This is a genomic window from Pseudomonas sp. Irchel 3A7 (assembly GCF_900187565.1).
Lineage (GTDB): Bacteria > Pseudomonadota > Gammaproteobacteria > Pseudomonadales > Pseudomonadaceae > Aquipseudomonas.
Genome location: NZ_FYED01000022.1, coordinates 73,551 through 89,355, shown reverse-complemented (window position 1 = coordinate 89,355; position 15,805 = coordinate 73,551). Strand labels below are relative to the sequence as shown.

Genomic DNA, 15,805 nt, shown 5'->3' with positions numbered 1-15,805 from the left:
AGCTCTAACTTGGAGCTTGTAGCTTGCGGCTTGCAGCTGCTTCTTTTTGTCGCACCCTCCACGAGTCTGCCTTTCGGTTCCCCGGATTCGGGTCTAAGCTTCCTCCGATGCGGACTGGCCAGTGCCGGTTCCAGGTCGACCCTGAACGATGTGTTCGACGAATCTGCCCGATGACAGGCCGCAAAGGCTGGTAGATACCGGCTGTCGCGCCAATTGCCTGCGGTCACCCAATCGTTGTGTTTGAACACACCCCGTTACATCCGACCTGACCCCCTCGCCTGATCAGTTTTCCGGGACGTTTTGTCCGCGGCCGATTTTGTCCTTACGCGGCGCATGGAAAGGCCGCAGAATCAGCATTTGAACGCATTGACCCAGGTCATGGCGCGTTGCAATGACCCTACGCTTTCTACATACTTGCGGCCGATTTTTAATCCTAATAAAACACCCAAACCGTGGAACCTTAGAATGAGCACAGCAATCAGTCCGACTGCTTATAACTATAAGGTAGTCCGCCAGTTCGCCATCATGACGGTGGTCTGGGGGATCCTTGGCATGGGGCTCGGTGTCTTCATCGCCTCTCAACTGGTCTGGCCGGAATTGAACTTCGGTCTGCCCTGGACGAGCTTTGGACGCCTGCGCCCGTTGCACACAAACCTGGTGATTTTCGCCTTCGGTGGATGTGCACTGTTTGCCACTTCCTATTACGTCGTGCAGCGAACCTGCCAAACGCGACTGATTTCCGACAGCCTCGCCGCCTTCACCTTCTGGGGTTGGCAAGCGGTGATCGTCGGCGCCATCGTTACCTTGCCGCTGGGTTACACCACCACCAAGGAATACGCTGAGCTGGAATGGCCCCTGGCTATTCTGCTGGCCATCGTCTGGGTCACCTACGGTCTGGTGTTCTTCGGCACCATCGTCAAGCGCAAGACCAAGCACATCTATGTGGGCAACTGGTTCTACGGTGCCTTCATCGTCGTGACGGCGATGCTGCACATCGTCAACCACGCTTCCCTGCCCGTCAGTTTCTTCAAGTCGTACTCGGCCTACTCGGGTGCGACCGACGCGATGATCCAGTGGTGGTACGGCCACAACGCCGTAGGCTTCTTCCTGACCACCGGCTTCCTGGGGATGATGTACTACTTCGTGCCGAAACAGGCCGAGCGTCCGATTTACTCCTATCGCCTGTCGATCGTGCACTTCTGGGCGCTGATCACCCTGTACATCTGGGCCGGTCCGCACCACCTGCACTACACCGCGCTGCCGGACTGGGCGCAATCGCTGGGCATGGCGATGTCGATCATCCTGCTGGCGCCGAGCTGGGGCGGCATGATCAACGGCATGATGACCCTGTCGGGTGCCTGGCATAAGCTGCGCACCGACCCGATCCTGCGCTTCCTGGTCGTCTCCCTGGCTTTCTACGGCATGTCGACCTTCGAAGGCCCGATGATGGCGATCAAGACCGTGAACTCGCTGTCTCACTACACCGACTGGACCATCGGCCACGTACACGCCGGCGCCCTGGGCTGGGTAGCGATGATTTCGATCGGCGCGATCTACCACATGATCCCGAAACTGTTCGGTCGTGCGCAGATGCACAGCGTCGGCCTGATCAACACGCACTTCTGGCTGGCCACCATCGGTACCGTCCTGTACATCGCTTCGATGTGGGTAAACGGCATCACCCAGGGCCTGATGTGGCGTGCAATCAACGATGACGGCACCCTCACCTACTCGTTCGTCGAAGCGCTGCAAGCCAGCCACCCTGGTTTCATCGTCCGCGCCCTGGGCGGTGCGTTCTTCGCCGCCGGCATGCTGTTCATGGCCTACAACGTGTACCGCACCGTACGCGCCTCGAACCCGGCTGAAGCCGAAGCCGCCGAACAGATCGCTGTAGTTGGAGCTCACTGATGAAGCATGAAGCAGTCGAGAAGAACATTGGCCTGCTGGCCTTCTTCATGGTCATCGCCGTCAGCGTCGGCGGCCTGACCCAGATCGTTCCGCTGTTTTTCCAGGACGTCACCAACAAGCCGGTCGAAGGCATGAAGCCTCGCTCCGCCCTTGAACTGGAAGGCCGCGATATCTACATCGCCAACGGTTGCGTCAGCTGCCACTCGCAGATGATCCGCCCGTTCCGTGCTGAAACCGAACGTTACGGCCACTACTCGGTTGCCGGTGAAAGCGTCTGGGACCACCCGTTCCTGTGGGGTTCCAAGCGTACCGGTCCGGACCTGGCCCGTGTCGGCGGTCGTTACTCCGATGACTGGCAGCGTGCGCACTTGTACAACCCGCGCAACGTGGTGCCCGAATCGAAAATGCCGGCCTACCCGTTCCTCGTGGAAAACAAGCTCGACGGCAAAGACACCGCGAAGAAAATGGAAGTCTTGCGCGCGCTCGGCGTCCCTTACACCGACGAAGACATCGCCGGTGCCAAGGATGCCGTGAAGGGCAAAACCGAAATGGACGCGCTGGTGGCCTATCTGCAAGGCCTGGGCACCATCATCAAAAGCAAACGGTGATCTAAATGGATATCGGGATGATTCGTGGCCTGGGCACCGTTGTCGTGATGGTTGCCTTTATCGGTCTGGCCTTGTGGGTGTTCAGCCCCAAGCGCAAGTCGGAGTTTGAAGACGCGACCTTGCTGCCTTTCGCGGATGATCCCGAAGCCATCAAGCACGTCGAGCAAGCTTCTAGGAGTAACAAAGAATGACTACATTCTGGAGTCTGTACGTCACAGTCCTCAGTCTCGGTACGATCTTTTCCCTGACCTGGCTGCTGCTGTCGACCCGCAAGGGCCAGCGCACCGAGTCCACCGAAGAGACGGTTGGGCACTCCTTCGACGGGATCGAGGAGTATGACAACCCGCTGCCGAAATGGTGGTTCATGCTGTTCGTGGGCACCATCATTTTCGCCCTGGGTTACCTGGTGTTGTACCCGGGCCTGGGCAACTGGAAAGGCTTGCTGCCAGGTTACAACTACCTGGACAACGAGAAGCAGACCGCGTTCGCCAACGGCCAGACCGGCTGGACCGGCGTTCACGAGTGGGAAAAGGAAATGGCTCGTTCGGACGCCAAGTTCGGTCCGATCTTCGCCAAGTTCGCTTCCATGCCGATCGAAGAAGTGGCCAAAGACCCGCAAGCCCTGAAGATGGGTGGCCGCCTGTTCGCCTCCAACTGCTCGGTCTGTCACGGTTCCGACGCCAAGGGCGCTTACGGCTTCCCTAACCTGACCGACGCCGACTGGCGCTGGGGCGGCGAGGCGGAAACCATCAAGGCCACCATCATGGGCGGCCGTCACGCGGTCATGCCGGCGTGGGCTGAAGTGATCGGCGAGCAAGGCGTCAGTGACGTTGCTGCTTTTGTCCTGACCAACCTCGATGGCCGCAAGCTGCCGGAAGGCGCCAAGGCTGACCCGGTTGCAGGCCAGAAGCTGTTCGCTGCCAACTGCGTGGCTTGCCACGGTCCGCAGGGCAAAGGCACCCCGGCCATGGGTGCTCCTGACCTGACCCACCCGGGCGCCTTCATCTACGGTTCGAGCTTCGCTCAACTGCAGCAGACCATCCGTTACGGCCGTCAGGGCCAGATGCCTGCGCAAGAGCAAATGCAGGGCAATGACAAGGTTCACCTGCTGGCCGCTTACGTCTACAGCCTGTCTCACGGCGAGAAGGCTGCGGCGGAAAATGCCCAGTAAGGCAAACGCTTGATGCGATGAAAAAGGCCCCGCCAATGTGAATTGGCGGGGCCTTTTTCATTCAAACCTGCAAGGTGATTCCTGGGTCGTACATGGGAAGCCAATGAACGGACTCAAACAATATTGCCACCCCCCAAACTATCCAGAGAACCAAGGCTCTTGGTCTTTCGTTTTTTTTTCGGCCCGTCATTCCGACCGTTTTCCCCACTTGTGAGACTCATGGTCTGGGGGAATTCGCCCCCTGACTCCAGCGCGGCAAGCGCCGCTTCCAGGTAAGCCGTCAGTGCGGGTGTTCCCGTGGTTCCCGAACGGAGAATTGCCCTCAATGTTTCTATTTCAAGACTGACATCCAACTCTTGCTCAATAGCGTCATTCATAAACTCTCATCCTTGAAAAAATCCACCGCAGTAAGAAATTTGCGGCGCTCGTTTAATGCCATAGGCGGCGCAAACAACAATACCGCCGTGCGAACCCGCCTTCTAATCGGCCATTGTCTCAAACCATGTGGGCAGATTTTCAAACGACACCGGCGGTCGACCATTCAGCGTCGGAGGTTGCGAGGCCCACAATCAGGTAGTAACGTTTCTACATCAGAACGTCCAGGAGGGTCACTCATGATGGCCATCACCACCATTTCCAGCCGTGAGTTCAACCAGGATACAAGTGGTGCCAAAAAAGCCACGCGCCAGGGTCCGGTTTTCATCACCGACCGAGGCAAGCCGGCCCATGTGCTGCTAAGCATTGAGGATTACCAGAAATTGACCGGCATCAACGCCGACATCGTCGAACTGCTGGTAATGCCAGAAGCGGCAGACATCGAGTTCGAAACCGAACGCGCCGTGATCACTCATCGCCCCGTGGACTTGTCCTGATGTTTCTACTCGACACAAACGTGATTTCCGAACTTCGCAAACCCCAGGCTGACGCCCAGGTCGTCGCCTGGGCCAAAAGCATCATCGCTCCCCGTATGTTTATTTCGGCCATTACTTTGAAGGAGTTGGAGACAGGCGTTCTACGCATGGAGCGTCGCGATCCCGCCCAGGGAAAAGTATTGCGTACCTGGCTCAAACGTCACGTCATACCGGCTTTCGATGCCCGAATCCTGCCGATCGACGCCGCCGTGGCCCTTCGGTGTGCAAGTTTGCATGTTCCAGATCGCGTCAACGAAGCAGACGCCTTGATTGCCGCGACGGCGCTGGTTCATGGCCTGATTGTCGTCACCCGGAATGTCAGCGACTTTCAATCGAGCGGTGTTCAGTTGATCAACCCATGGGCTGATTGAGCTCTGCCCTGCGCAAAACCGGCCATAATTCACAAGTCAATTGATACAGGTCATTACACGGTCATTTGGATTCCACCAACGTGACCAAAGGTCGCACCCTTGAGCCAGAGCGACAGGCGTATCATTGCGCCACTGCAACACCTCTTTTTGACCGCGGTCGGCACGTACTGACCGAGGCATTTTTCCACTGCCGTGGGATGCAACCGATGAGCAACCAGATTCCGGTACACGACGTTACCCCGCCCGCCAAAAACGGGAACAACACCGTCGACCTCTACGCCTCTCGAGAAAAGATCTACACCCGTGCCTTCACCGGCATTTTCCGCAACCTGCGGATAGCCGGTGGTGCTGTGCTGTTCCTGTTGTATTTCGGTACGGTCTGGCTGAACTGGGGCGGTCACCAGGCTGTCTGGTGGAACCTGCCGGAGCGTAAATTCTTCATCTTCGGCGCGACCTTCTGGCCACAGGACTTCATCCTGCTGTCGGGCATGTTGATCATCGCCGCCTTCGGTCTGTTCTTCATCACGGTGTATGCGGGCCGGGTCTGGTGTGGTTACACCTGTCCGCAGAGCGTCTGGACCTGGATTTACATGTGGTGTGAAAAGGTCACCGAAGGCGACCGCAACCAGCGCATCAAGCTCGACAAGGCGCCGATGAGCGCCAACAAATTCCTGCGCAAGTTCAGCAAGCACACGATGTGGCTGCTGATCGGTTTCGTGACCGGCATGACCTTCGTCGGCTACTTCTCGCCGATCCGTGAGCTGACCATCGACTTCTTCACCGGCGAGGCCGATGGCTGGTCCTATTTCTGGGTCGGCTTCTTCACCCTCGCCACCTATGGCAACGCCGGCTGGCTGCGCGAGCAGGTGTGTATTTACATGTGTCCGTATGCGCGCTTCCAGAGCGTGATGTTCGACAAGGACACCTTGATCGTTTCGTACGACCCGCGTCGTGGCGAAGGTCGTGGCCCACGCAAGAAAGGCATCGACTACAAGGCTCAGGGCCTGGGCGACTGCATCGACTGCACCATGTGCGTCCAGGTCTGCCCGACCGGCATCGACATCCGTGACGGCCTGCAAATCGAATGCATCGGTTGCGCCGCCTGCATCGATGCCTGCGACGCCATCATGGACAAGATGGAGTATCCACGCGGCCTGATCAGCTACACCACCGAACACAACCTGTCCGGCCAGAAAACCCATAAACTGCGTCCGCGCCTGATTGGCTATGCCGTGGTGTTGCTGGCAATGATCAGCCTGCTGGTCACCGCGTTCTTCATGCGCTCGCTGGTGGGTTTCGACGTCAGCAAGGACCGTGTGCTGTACCGCGAGAACGCCGAGGGCCGGATCGAAAACGTCTACAGCCTGAAGATCATGAACAAGGATCAGCGCGACCATACCTATGTGCTCGAAGCCACCGGCCTGCCGGACCTCAAGCTGCAAGGCAGGCGCGAGATCAAGGTCGCGGCCGGCGATATCGTCAGCCAGCCGGCCGAACTGTCCGTGGCCCCGGAACACCTGCCATCGAGCACTAACGAGGTGAAATTCATCCTCAAGGACGCCGATGACGCCAGCATTCACGTTGAAGCCAAGAGCCGATTCATCGGCCCACAAATTCGTTGAGAGAAGTGATCATGCCCGCAGCAACTGCCGCAAGTCCCTGGTACAAGCACCTTTGGCCATGGATCATCATCGGGATCCTGGCTTGTTCGGTGACCCTGACTTTGTCCATGGTGACCATCGCGGTGAACAATCCGGACAACCTGGTCAACGACAACTACTACGAGGCCGGCAAAGGCATCAACCGCTCCCTCGACCGTGAACTGCTGGCGCAGACCCTGTTGATGCGCGCCAGCGTTCACCTGGATGACGTGACCGGCGAAGTCGACCTGCGCCTGAACGGCAACAGCCAACCGAAAACCCTTGAGCTGAACCTGATCTCGCCGACACAGCCGGAAAAGGACCGCAAGATCGTCCTGACCCGCAGCGAAACCGAACAGGGCCGCTACATCGGTCAGTTGAGCGACAAGATCGAAGGCCGTCGCTTTGTCGAATTGCTGGGTACTCAGGACGATCACATATGGCGCATGTTCGAGGAAGAACTGGTCAGCCATGACAAGGATCTGCTGCTCGGTGATGAACCGTTGCAGGGTGCGGAAGACCTGAAGAAGTAAAAAGCTGCGCTTCGCGCATTCGCGAGCAGGCTCGCTCCCACAGTTGATCACTGTCGTGCTTGAAGTTTGAGTACACCAATGATCCATGTGGGAGCGAGCCTGCTCGCGAAGAGGCCCTTTCTGATGACCCGGATTCAGCGGTACCAGTGAATATCCAATGACCACCCCAACCCCCTGCTACCACTGCGCCCTGCCCGTCCCGGCCGGCAGCCGTTTCACCGCGGCGGTCCTGGGGCAAACCCGCGAGTTCTGCTGCCCGGGTTGCCAGGCTGTGGCCGAAGCGATAGTCGCGGGCGGGCTGCAAAGCTATTACCAGCATCGCAGCGAAGCGTCGGCCAACCCCGAAGCGCTGCCGGTGCAATTGGTGGATGAACTGGCGCTGTACGATCGCGCCGATGTCCAGCAACCCTTTGTCCGCCATGAAGGCGAACTGGCCGAAACCACACTGCTGATGGAAGGCATCAGTTGCGCCGCCTGCGGCTGGTTGATCGAGAAACACCTGCGCGCCCTGCCGGCGGTGGCCGAAGCACGCCTGAACCTGTCCAACCATCGCTTGCACGTGCGCTGGGCGGACGCGCAGTTACCGCTGAGCCAAGTCCTCAGTGAACTGCGCCAGATCGGCTACGCTGCCCACCCCTATCAAGCCGACCGCGCCAGCGAACAACTGGCCAGCGAAAACCGCCTGGCATTGCGCCAGCTCGGCGTAGCCGGTCTGTTGTGGTTCCAGGCGATGATGGCAACCATGGCCACCTGGCCGGAATTCAACATCGACCTCAGCCCTGAACTCCATGCGATCCTGCGCTGGGTCGCGCTGTTCCTCACCACACCGATCGTGTTCTACAGCTGCGCGCCGTTCTTCAAGGGCGCCATGCGCGACCTGCGCACCCGTCACCTGACCATGGACGTTTCGGTGTCACTGGCCATTGGCAGTGCCTACATCGCCGGGATCTGGACCTCGATCACCGGCGTCGGCGAACTGTATTTCGATGCGGTCGGCATGTTTGCGCTGTTCCTGCTGGCCGGACGCTATCTGGAGCGCCGCGCCCGGGAACGCACCGCCGCCGCCACCGCCCAGCTGGTCAACCTGCTGCCGGCCTCCTGCTTGCGCCTGAGCGGCGACGGCCAGAGCGAGCGGATCCTGCTCAGCGAACTGCGGGTGGGCGACCAGGTCCTGGTGCACCCGGGTGCAATCCTCCCGGCTGATGGCAAGATCCTCGACGGCCAGTCGAGCATCGACGAGTCGCTGCTGACTGGCGAATACCTGCCGCAACCCCGTACGCCAGGCGACGCCGTCACTGCAGGCACCCTGAACGTCGAAGGCGCGCTGACCGTGCAAGTCCAGGCGCTCGGCCAGGACACGCGCCTCTCCGCCATCGTCCGTTTGCTGGATCGTGCCCAGGCGGAAAAACCACGACTGGCGGAAATCGCCGACCGCGCCGCCCAATGGTTCCTGCTGCTGACGCTGATTGCGTGCGCCTGTATTGGCCTGCTGTGGTGGGAGCTGGACTCGTCGCGAGCCTTCTGGATTGTGCTGGCGATGCTGGTGGCAACTTGCCCCTGTGCCCTCTCCCTGGCGACGCCGACCGCCCTCACCGCCGCCACCGGCACCCTGCACAAACTCGGTTTGCTGCTGACGCGTGGTCATGTGCTCGAAGGCCTGAATCAGATCGACACGGTGATTTTCGACAAGACCGGCACCCTCACCGAAGGACGTCTGGCGCTACGCTCGATCCGCCCCCTCGGCGCCCTCCACAGCGATCAATGCCTGAGCCTGGCCGCCGCTTTGGAAAACCGCTCCGAACACCCGATCGCCCGCGCCTTCGGTCGCGCGCCACTGGCCGCCGAAGACGTGCACAGCACGCCGGGCCTCGGCCTTGAAGGACTGGTCGGCGAACAGCGTCTGCGCATCGGCCAAGCCGGGTTTGTTTGTGAACTCAGCGGTGCCGTCGTGCCATCGATGCCGGATGAGCCTGGCCAATGGTTGCTGCTCGGCGACCAACAGGGGCCCCTGGCCTGGTTCGTGCTCGATGACCGCTTGCGCGCCGACGCCCCGGCCCTGTTGGCCGCCTGCAAGGCACGCGGCTGGCGCACATTGTTGCTGTCGGGCGACAGCTCGCCGATGGTCGCCAGTGTCGCCGCCGAACTCGGCATCGACGAAGCCCGCGGCGGCTTGCGCCCCGATGATAAGTTACAGGTTCTGCAACAGCTGCATCTGCAAGGTCGCAAGGTGTTGATGCTCGGGGACGGGGTCAATGATGTGCCGGTGTTGGCCGCCGCTGACATCAGTGTCGCCATGGGCTCGGCCACCGATCTGGCAAAAACCAGCGCCGACGCCGTGTTGCTGTCCAATCGCCTCGATGCACTGGTGCAAGCCTTCGGCCTGGCCCGGCGCACCCGTCGGGTAATCATCGAGAACCTGCTGTGGGCGGCGCTGTACAATGGCCTCATGTTGCCGTTCGCCGCCCTCGGCTGGATCACGCCGGTGTGGGCTGCGGTCGGCATGTCCATCAGTTCGTTGACCGTGGTGCTCAATGCCCTGCGCCTGACTCGCCTGCCGAGTGGGCCGGCTGCCGGCATCACGCCAGAAACCCGCCCGTTGCCGGCCTGAGCCGAGCGGGCATGGAGTCCAGATGCCAGCTCTTTACGTGATGATCCCGGCCGCGCTGCTGATCGTGGCCATCGCTATCTACATCTTCTTCTGGGCGGTCGACAGCGGTCAGTACGACGACCTCGACGGCCCGGCCCACAGCATCCTGTTCGATGATCAGGACCCGAAGCACACCGCAGCCGTCGACGAGGCCAGCGGCCATCCGGCCCAACCCGACGACAAGGCCCCGCCCCATGCTTGAATTGGCGCCATTGCTGGTGTCTGCGGTGATTCTCGGTCTGCTCGGTGGCGGTCATTGCCTGGGCATGTGCGGCGGCTTGATGGGCGCGCTGACCCTGGCGATTCCCAAGGAGCAACGCAGCCGCCGCTTTCGCCTGCTGCTGGCGTACAACCTCGGGCGAATCCTCAGCTATGCCGCCGCCGGCCTGCTGATCGGCCTGGCCGGCTGGGCGGTGGCCAACAGTCCGGCGGCGCTGTTCATGCGCGTGCTCGCCGGCCTGTTGCTGATCGCCATGGGCCTGTACCTCGCTGGCTGGTGGAGCGGGCTGACGCGCATCGAAAGCGTAGGTCGTGGGCTTTGGCGGCATATCCAGCCGGTGGCCAACAAACTGCTGCCGGTGTCGAACGTCCCCCGCGCACTGCTTCTGGGAACGCTCTGGGGCTGGCTGCCTTGCGGTCTGGTTTACAGCACCCTGCTGTGGTCGGCCAGCCAGGGCAATGCACTGGACAGCGCGTTGCTGATGTTGGCGTTCGGCCTCGGCACCTGGCCGGTGCTGCTCGCCACCGGGCTGGCGGCGGAACGGGTGACGGCATTGTTGCGCAAACGCAGCGTGCGCATGACCGGTGGATTGCTGGTGATGCTGTTCGGTATCTGGACCTTGCCGGGGCCGCATCAGCATTGGCTCATGGGACATTAGTTCCGCGGCGCGCCCTTCGCGAGCAGGCTCGCTCCCACATTTGGAATGCGCTCCCCTGCTCGCGAAGCGGTCCGCACCAACGACACAGATCCCGACCTTGATGCAAATCAAGATCCCCACATGTCACCCCCCCTAGACTGGCCGCCACTGCCAGCCTATTCCGGGGGATGCCCGCATAATGCTCGACGCCATTCGTTGGGATACCGATCTGATCCGCCGTTATGACCTGGCGGGACCGCGCTACACCTCCTATCCGACCGCCATGCAGTTCCATGGCCAGGTCGGCACCTTCGACCTGTTCCACGCCCTGCGCGACAGCCGCAAGGCCCAGCGCCCGTTGTCGCTGTACGTCCACGTGCCGTTCTGCGCGAACATTTGCTATTACTGCGCCTGCAACAAAGTCATCACCAAGGATCGTGGCCGCGCCCTGCCCTACCTGCAGCGCCTGGAACAGGAAATCCAGCTGATTGCCTGTCACCTCGACCCCGCGCAAAAGGTCGAGCAGCTGCACTTTGGTGGCGGCACGCCAACGTTTCTCAGCCACGACGAACTGCGTCAGCTGATGGCGCACCTGCGCAAGCATTTCAATTTGCTGGATGACGATTCCGGCGACTACGGCATTGAAATCGACCCTCGTGAAGCCGACTGGTCGACCATGGGCCTGTTGCGCGAACTGGGCTTCAATCGGGTCAGCATCGGCCTGCAAGACCTCGACCCGGCCGTCCAGCGTGCAGTCAATCGCCTGCAAAGCCTGGAGGAAACCCGCGCGGTGATCGACGCCGCCCGCACCCTGCAATTTCGTTCGATCAACATCGACCTGATCTACGGCTTGCCGAGACAGACCCCGGAGAACTTCGCCCACACCGTCGAAGAAGTCATCCGCCTGCAACCGGACCGGCTCTCGGTCTTCAACTACGCGCATCTGCCGGAACGCTTCATGCCGCAACGGCGGATCAACAGCGATGAGTTGCCGACGCCAGCGCAGAAGCTGGAAATGCTGCAGCGCACCATCGAACAACTGACCGGCGCCGGTTACCGCTACATCGGCATGGATCACTTCGCCCTGCCTGACGATGAACTGGCGGTTGCCCAGGAAGAATCGACCCTGCAACGTAACTTCCAGGGTTACACCACCCACGGGCATTGCGATCTGATCGGCCTGGGCGTGTCGGCTATCAGCCAGATCGGCGACTTGTACTGCCAGAACAGCAGCGACTTGAACCAGTACCAGAACGCTTTGGACTCTGCGCAACTGGCCACCAGCCGCGGCTTGTTGTGCAACGCCGATGACCGCCTTCGGCGTGCCGTGATACAACAGTTGATCTGCGATTTCACTCTGGAATTCGCCCAGATCGAACAGGCCTTCAACATCGATTTTCAAGGCTATTTCGGCGAACTTTGGCCGCAATTGCAGAACATGGCCAAAGACGGCCTGATCGAACTGAGTCGTGAAAGAATCACTGTATTGCCGGCCGGACGCTTGCTCGTGCGCTCGGTGTGCATGGTGTTCGATGCATACTTGGAACACCACAGCCGCCAGCGGTTTTCACGGGTGATCTAGAGGTGCGACAAAAGCGCCATGCACTGGCCCAGTGCCCTCTGCTGAGTTACCCTTACGTCTTATGTGTGTTTTCCCACAAGGATCGAAGAAATGTCCGAGCCAGTAAAACTGCGCGCTCATAACCAGGCCCATTGCAAGGATTGCAGCCTGGCCCCGCTGTGTTTGCCGCTTTCGCTGAATCTGGAAGACATGGATGCGCTGGACGAAATCGTCAAACGTGGCCGCCCGTTGAAAAAGGGTGAGTTTCTGTTCCGCCAGGGCGACACTTTCGACTCCGTTTACGCGGTACGCTCCGGCGCCCTCAAGACCTTCAACTTGAGCGATGCCGGTGAAGAACAGCTCACCGGCTTCCACCTGCCGAGCGAACTGGTCGGCCTGTCGGGCATGGACACCGAAAAGCACCCGGTCTCGGCGCAGGCACTGGAAACCACTTCGGTCTGTGAAATTCCCTTCGAACGCCTCGACGAACTGGCCCTGCAATTGCCGCAGTTGCGCCGTCAGTTGATGCGGGTGATGAGTCGCGAGATTCGTGATGACCAACAGATGATGCTGCTGCTGTCGAAAAAGACCGCCGACGAACGCATCGCCACCTTCCTGGTCAACCTGTCGGCACGTTTCCGCGCGCGTGGCTTCTCGGCCAATCAGTTCCGCCTGAGCATGTCGCGCAACGAAATCGGCAACTATCTGGGCCTGGCGGTGGAAACCGTGTCGCGGGTGTTCACGCGCTTCCAGCAGAACGAGCTGATCGCCGCCGAAGGCAAGGAAATCCGCATCCTCGACCCGATCCAGCTATGCGCTTTGGCCGGTGGTTCGATCGAGGGCTGATTCAAGATGTTGCGGCTGAGCATAAGGGGTCAGCCGCCGTTATAATGCGTCGTTTGCAGCCCTGCCAGGACACCCCAACGATGGCCTTCGACTCCTTCGACATCAAATCCCTTATCCGCCCCGTGATCGACTTCCCCAAGCCGGGGGTGATTTTTCGCGACATCACTCCGCTGTTCCAGTCGCCCACGGCCTTGCGCCTGGTGATGGACAGCTTCGCCCATCGTTATGTCGAAGCCGATTTCACCCACATCGGCGCCATGGACGCCCGTGGCTTTCTGATCGGTTCGGTATTGGCCTATCAGCTGAACAAACCGCTGGTGCTGTTCCGTAAGCAAGGCAAACTACCGGCCGATGTCCTGGCCGAAGGCTATGCGACCGAGTACGGTGAAGCCTTCCTCGAAGTGCACGCCGACAGCCTCTGCGAGGGCGACTCGGTGGTGATGTTCGATGATTTGATCGCCACCGGTGGCACTCTGATCGCGGCAGCGAACCTGATTCGCCGCATGGGCGCCCGGGTGCATGAAGCGGCGGCGATCATTGACTTGCCGGAGCTGGGTGGATCGCAGCGTCTCGAAGATATGGGTATTGCGACGTTCTGCCTGACTCAGTTTGCCCTTACCGACAAGTAAGTAGCGTCTGTACCGGCCTCTTCGCGAGCAGGCTCGCTCCCACAGTCGACTTTCGTCATACGCAAAATATGTGTACGCCGAAGCCCCCCTGTGGGAGCGAGCCTGCTCGCGAAAGCGTCAGTAGTCACACCGCAAATCTCAAAGCCCCATCTGCTTGCTGATGATTTCGTTCATCACTTCCCGCGTCCCGCCCCCGATCGAAAGTATCCGGTTATCCCGGTACAGCCGCTCCACCAGACTCTCGCGCATGTAGCCCATTCCCCCCAGGATCTGCACCGCGTCGTGAGTAATCCTGTCCGCCGTGTCGGTGGCGAAATTCTTGGCCATGGAGATCTCCTTGATCACACTCTGCCCCGCGGCCATTTTCGCCGCCTGGCGGTAGGTGAACTCCCTTGAGACTTCCAGTTCTGTGGCCATTTCGGCGAGGCGGTGCTTGATCACCTGGAACTTGCCGATAGGTTTGCCGAAGGCCTCACGCTCCCGTGCCCATTTCAGGCTTTCCTCCAGGGCGAGCTGCGCCGTCATGTTGGCCATCAAGGCCAGCGCCAGGCGTTCGCTCTGGAAATTGCCCATGATGCAGGCAAAGCCCATGTTCTCGCTGCCGATCAGATTGCCCACCGGCACGCGGCAATCATCGAAGAACAGCTCGGCGGTGTCCGATGCCCACCAGCCCATTTTCTTCAACTGCCGCCCCACGGTGAAACCGGGGGCGCCCCTCTCGATCAACAACAGGCTGATGCCGGCGAAACCCGGCTCACCGGTGCGCACCGCAACCGTGTAGTAATCCGCACGTACGCCACTGGTGATAAAGGTTTTGCTGCCGCTGACCCGGTAAAAATCGCCGTCACGCACGGCGCGGGTTTGCAGGTTGGCGACGTCTGAACCGCCGCCGGGTTCGGTGACGGCCAGGGCGCTGATCTTCTTGCCGGACACCACCTGCGGCACGACGTGGTCACGGACTTGTGGCCTGGCCCATTTAAGAATCGGCGGCAGACCGATGTCCAACGACCCCAACCCCGCTACCAGGCCACCTGAACCACAGCGCATCAGCTCTTCGCTGGCGGCGACCTTGGCGAACAAATCTCCTTCATGGCTCCCGCCGAGCGCTTCCGGGTAACCGATCCCGAGAATCCCCGCCGCACCAGCCTTGAGGTAAAGCTCACGGGGAAAGCTTTCGGCTTCTTCCCACTGATCGATGTCAGGAAGAATCTCGCGTTCGACGAATCGTCTGACGCTGTCGCGGACCAATTGGTGGCTGGGATCGAAGTATTCCTGAAAGGCAGGCATCGGCGAACTCCACTGAAGGGTTCAGCGAAGTTAACCGAGCGCTTGCTTGGTTTACAACAGGATTGTGTGAATCAGGGAGTCCGAGGTGCACCCTTCGCGAGCAGGCTCGCTCCCACAAGGGATTCGTATACACCGAAAATCCAATGTGGGAGCGAGCCTGCTCGCGAAGGCGTCATAACAGACGACACACAAACTAAAGCGAAATCGGTTTACGCCCCGCAAACGAATGCGCCAGTGTCCCACCATCCACCAGTTCCAACTCGCCCCCAAGCGGCACGCCATGGGCAATACGCGAAGCGATCAGGCCTTTGCTGCTGAGCAACTGGGCGATGTAGTGCGCCGTGGCCTCCCCTTCCACCGTCGGGTTGGTGGCGAGGATCACTTCGGTGAACGTACCCGCTTCCTCGATCCGCGCCATCAACTGGGGAATGCCAATGGCTTCCGGCCCCAGGCCATCGAGGGGCGACAGGTGTCCCTTGAGCACGAAATAGCGGCCGCGAAAACCGGTCTGCTCCACGGCGTAGACATCCATTGGCCCCTCCACCACGCAGAGCAGCGTATCGTCGCGCCGGGTATCGGCGCACTGCGGGCAAAGATCATCTTCGGTCAGCGTGCGGCACAAACGGCAGTGACCGACCCCTTCCATGGCCTGGCTCAGGGCCTGTGCCAATCGCGAGCCGCCGCTGCGATCACGCTCAAGCAACTGCAACGCCATGCGCTGGGCGGTTTTCTGACCCACGCCTGGCAAAACGCGCAGGGCATCGATCAGTTGGCGAATCAAAGGGCTGAAGCTCATGGGGGAAAAATCCGACAAAACAACGAGACGCGGTTTATAC

The 15,805-nt window shown here is 60.4% G+C and carries 17 protein-coding genes; 14 read left to right on the top strand and 3 right to left on the bottom strand.

All coding sequences use genetic code 11. From position 1 onward, the window contains the following. The first annotated feature begins 465 nt into the window (after positions 1 to 465). The 4 genes from ccoN to ccoP are packed head-to-tail and all read left to right on the top strand — an operon-like array spanning position 466 to position 3,687. On the top strand, positions 466 to 1,908 hold the full coding sequence (ccoN, locus tag CKW21_RS29505; RefSeq protein WP_095197331.1) for a cytochrome-c oxidase, cbb3-type subunit I: 1,443 nt from the start codon (positions 466 to 468) through the stop codon (positions 1,906 to 1,908). After that, complete coding sequence (gene ccoO, locus CKW21_RS29500) at positions 1,908 to 2,516, top strand: cytochrome-c oxidase, cbb3-type subunit II (RefSeq protein WP_095197330.1); 609 nt, start codon at positions 1,908 to 1,910, stop codon at positions 2,514 to 2,516. Before ccoN ends, ccoO begins: the two co-directional genes overlap by 1 nt. Before the next feature lie 5 nt (positions 2,517 to 2,521). Next, a complete protein-coding gene (locus CKW21_RS29495; protein ID WP_003175465.1) occupies positions 2,522 to 2,707 on the top strand; it encodes a CcoQ/FixQ family Cbb3-type cytochrome c oxidase assembly chaperone in 186 nt (61 codons plus the stop codon). Then, entirely contained in the window at positions 2,704 to 3,687 is a 984-nt protein-coding gene (ccoP, locus tag CKW21_RS29490) for a cytochrome-c oxidase, cbb3-type subunit III (RefSeq protein ID WP_095197329.1), read from the top strand. The genes CKW21_RS29495 and ccoP overlap by 4 nt, the downstream gene beginning before the upstream one ends. 113 nt (positions 3,688 to 3,800) lie before the next feature. Here the strand turns inward: ccoP and CKW21_RS29485 are convergent, their stop codons facing one another. Next, positions 3,801 to 4,064 carry a hypothetical protein gene (locus tag CKW21_RS29485; protein WP_095197328.1) on the bottom strand — a complete coding sequence of 88 codons (264 nt, stop codon included), beginning with the start codon at positions 4,062 to 4,064 and terminating at the stop codon, positions 3,801 to 3,803. 240 nt (positions 4,065 to 4,304) lie between these two features. Here CKW21_RS29485 and CKW21_RS29480 point away from each other — a divergent pair, with 240 nt between their 5' ends. The 10 genes from CKW21_RS29480 (at position 4,305) to CKW21_RS29435 (ending at position 13,682) form a co-directional block, all read left to right on the top strand. Next, positions 4,305 to 4,559, top strand: a complete 255-nt coding sequence (locus CKW21_RS29480) for a type II toxin-antitoxin system Phd/YefM family antitoxin (protein ID WP_056857098.1) — start codon at positions 4,305 to 4,307, stop codon at positions 4,557 to 4,559. After that, the gene (locus tag CKW21_RS29475) at positions 4,559 to 4,969 is read left to right on the top strand and encodes a type II toxin-antitoxin system VapC family toxin (protein ID WP_095197327.1); all 411 of its coding nucleotides are present in this window, start codon (positions 4,559 to 4,561) and stop codon (positions 4,967 to 4,969) included. The genes CKW21_RS29480 and CKW21_RS29475 overlap by 1 nt, the downstream gene beginning before the upstream one ends. A 206-nt stretch (positions 4,970 to 5,175) precedes the next feature. After that, on the top strand, positions 5,176 to 6,591 hold the full coding sequence (gene ccoG, locus CKW21_RS29470) for a cytochrome c oxidase accessory protein CcoG (RefSeq protein ID WP_095197326.1): 1,416 nt from the start codon (positions 5,176 to 5,178) through the stop codon (positions 6,589 to 6,591). Between the two features lie 11 nt (positions 6,592 to 6,602). Further along, positions 6,603 to 7,142: a FixH family protein gene (locus CKW21_RS29465; RefSeq protein WP_095197325.1), complete on the top strand. Its 540-nt coding sequence runs from the start codon at positions 6,603 to 6,605 to the stop codon at positions 7,140 to 7,142. Between the two features lie 157 nt (positions 7,143 to 7,299). Then, complete coding sequence (locus CKW21_RS29460; protein WP_095197324.1) at positions 7,300 to 9,750, top strand: heavy metal translocating P-type ATPase; 2,451 nt, start codon at positions 7,300 to 7,302, stop codon at positions 9,748 to 9,750. 22 nt (positions 9,751 to 9,772) lie between these two features. Next, positions 9,773 to 9,991: a cbb3-type cytochrome oxidase assembly protein CcoS gene (ccoS, locus tag CKW21_RS29455; protein ID WP_095197323.1), complete on the top strand. Its 219-nt coding sequence runs from the start codon at positions 9,773 to 9,775 to the stop codon at positions 9,989 to 9,991. Then, positions 9,984 to 10,667: a sulfite exporter TauE/SafE family protein gene (locus CKW21_RS29450; RefSeq protein ID WP_095197322.1), complete on the top strand. Its 684-nt coding sequence runs from the start codon at positions 9,984 to 9,986 to the stop codon at positions 10,665 to 10,667. The genes ccoS and CKW21_RS29450 overlap by 8 nt, the downstream gene beginning before the upstream one ends. Before the next feature lie 178 nt (positions 10,668 to 10,845). After that, positions 10,846 to 12,228 carry an oxygen-independent coproporphyrinogen III oxidase gene (gene hemN / locus CKW21_RS29445; protein WP_095197321.1) on the top strand — a complete coding sequence of 461 codons (1,383 nt, stop codon included), beginning with the start codon at positions 10,846 to 10,848 and terminating at the stop codon, positions 12,226 to 12,228. A gap of 90 nt (positions 12,229 to 12,318) precedes the next feature. After that, complete coding sequence (gene fnr, locus CKW21_RS29440; protein ID WP_095197320.1) at positions 12,319 to 13,053, top strand: fumarate/nitrate reduction transcriptional regulator Fnr; 735 nt, start codon at positions 12,319 to 12,321, stop codon at positions 13,051 to 13,053. Positions 13,054 to 13,133: 80 nt separating this feature from the next. After that, on the top strand, positions 13,134 to 13,682 hold the full coding sequence (locus CKW21_RS29435) for an adenine phosphoribosyltransferase (RefSeq protein WP_095197319.1): 549 nt from the start codon (positions 13,134 to 13,136) through the stop codon (positions 13,680 to 13,682). A gap of 138 nt (positions 13,683 to 13,820) precedes the next feature. Here CKW21_RS29435 and CKW21_RS29430 read toward each other — a convergent pair whose 3' ends face one another. Both CKW21_RS29430 and recR read right to left on the bottom strand, forming a co-directional pair. After that, positions 13,821 to 14,969 carry an acyl-CoA dehydrogenase family protein gene (locus tag CKW21_RS29430; RefSeq protein ID WP_095197318.1) on the bottom strand — a complete coding sequence of 383 codons (1,149 nt, stop codon included), beginning with the start codon at positions 14,967 to 14,969 and terminating at the stop codon, positions 13,821 to 13,823. A gap of 193 nt (positions 14,970 to 15,162) precedes the next feature. Beyond that, a complete protein-coding gene (recR, locus tag CKW21_RS29425; RefSeq protein ID WP_095197317.1) occupies positions 15,163 to 15,765 on the bottom strand; it encodes a recombination mediator RecR in 603 nt (200 codons plus the stop codon). Positions 15,766 to 15,805 lie beyond the last annotated feature (40 nt).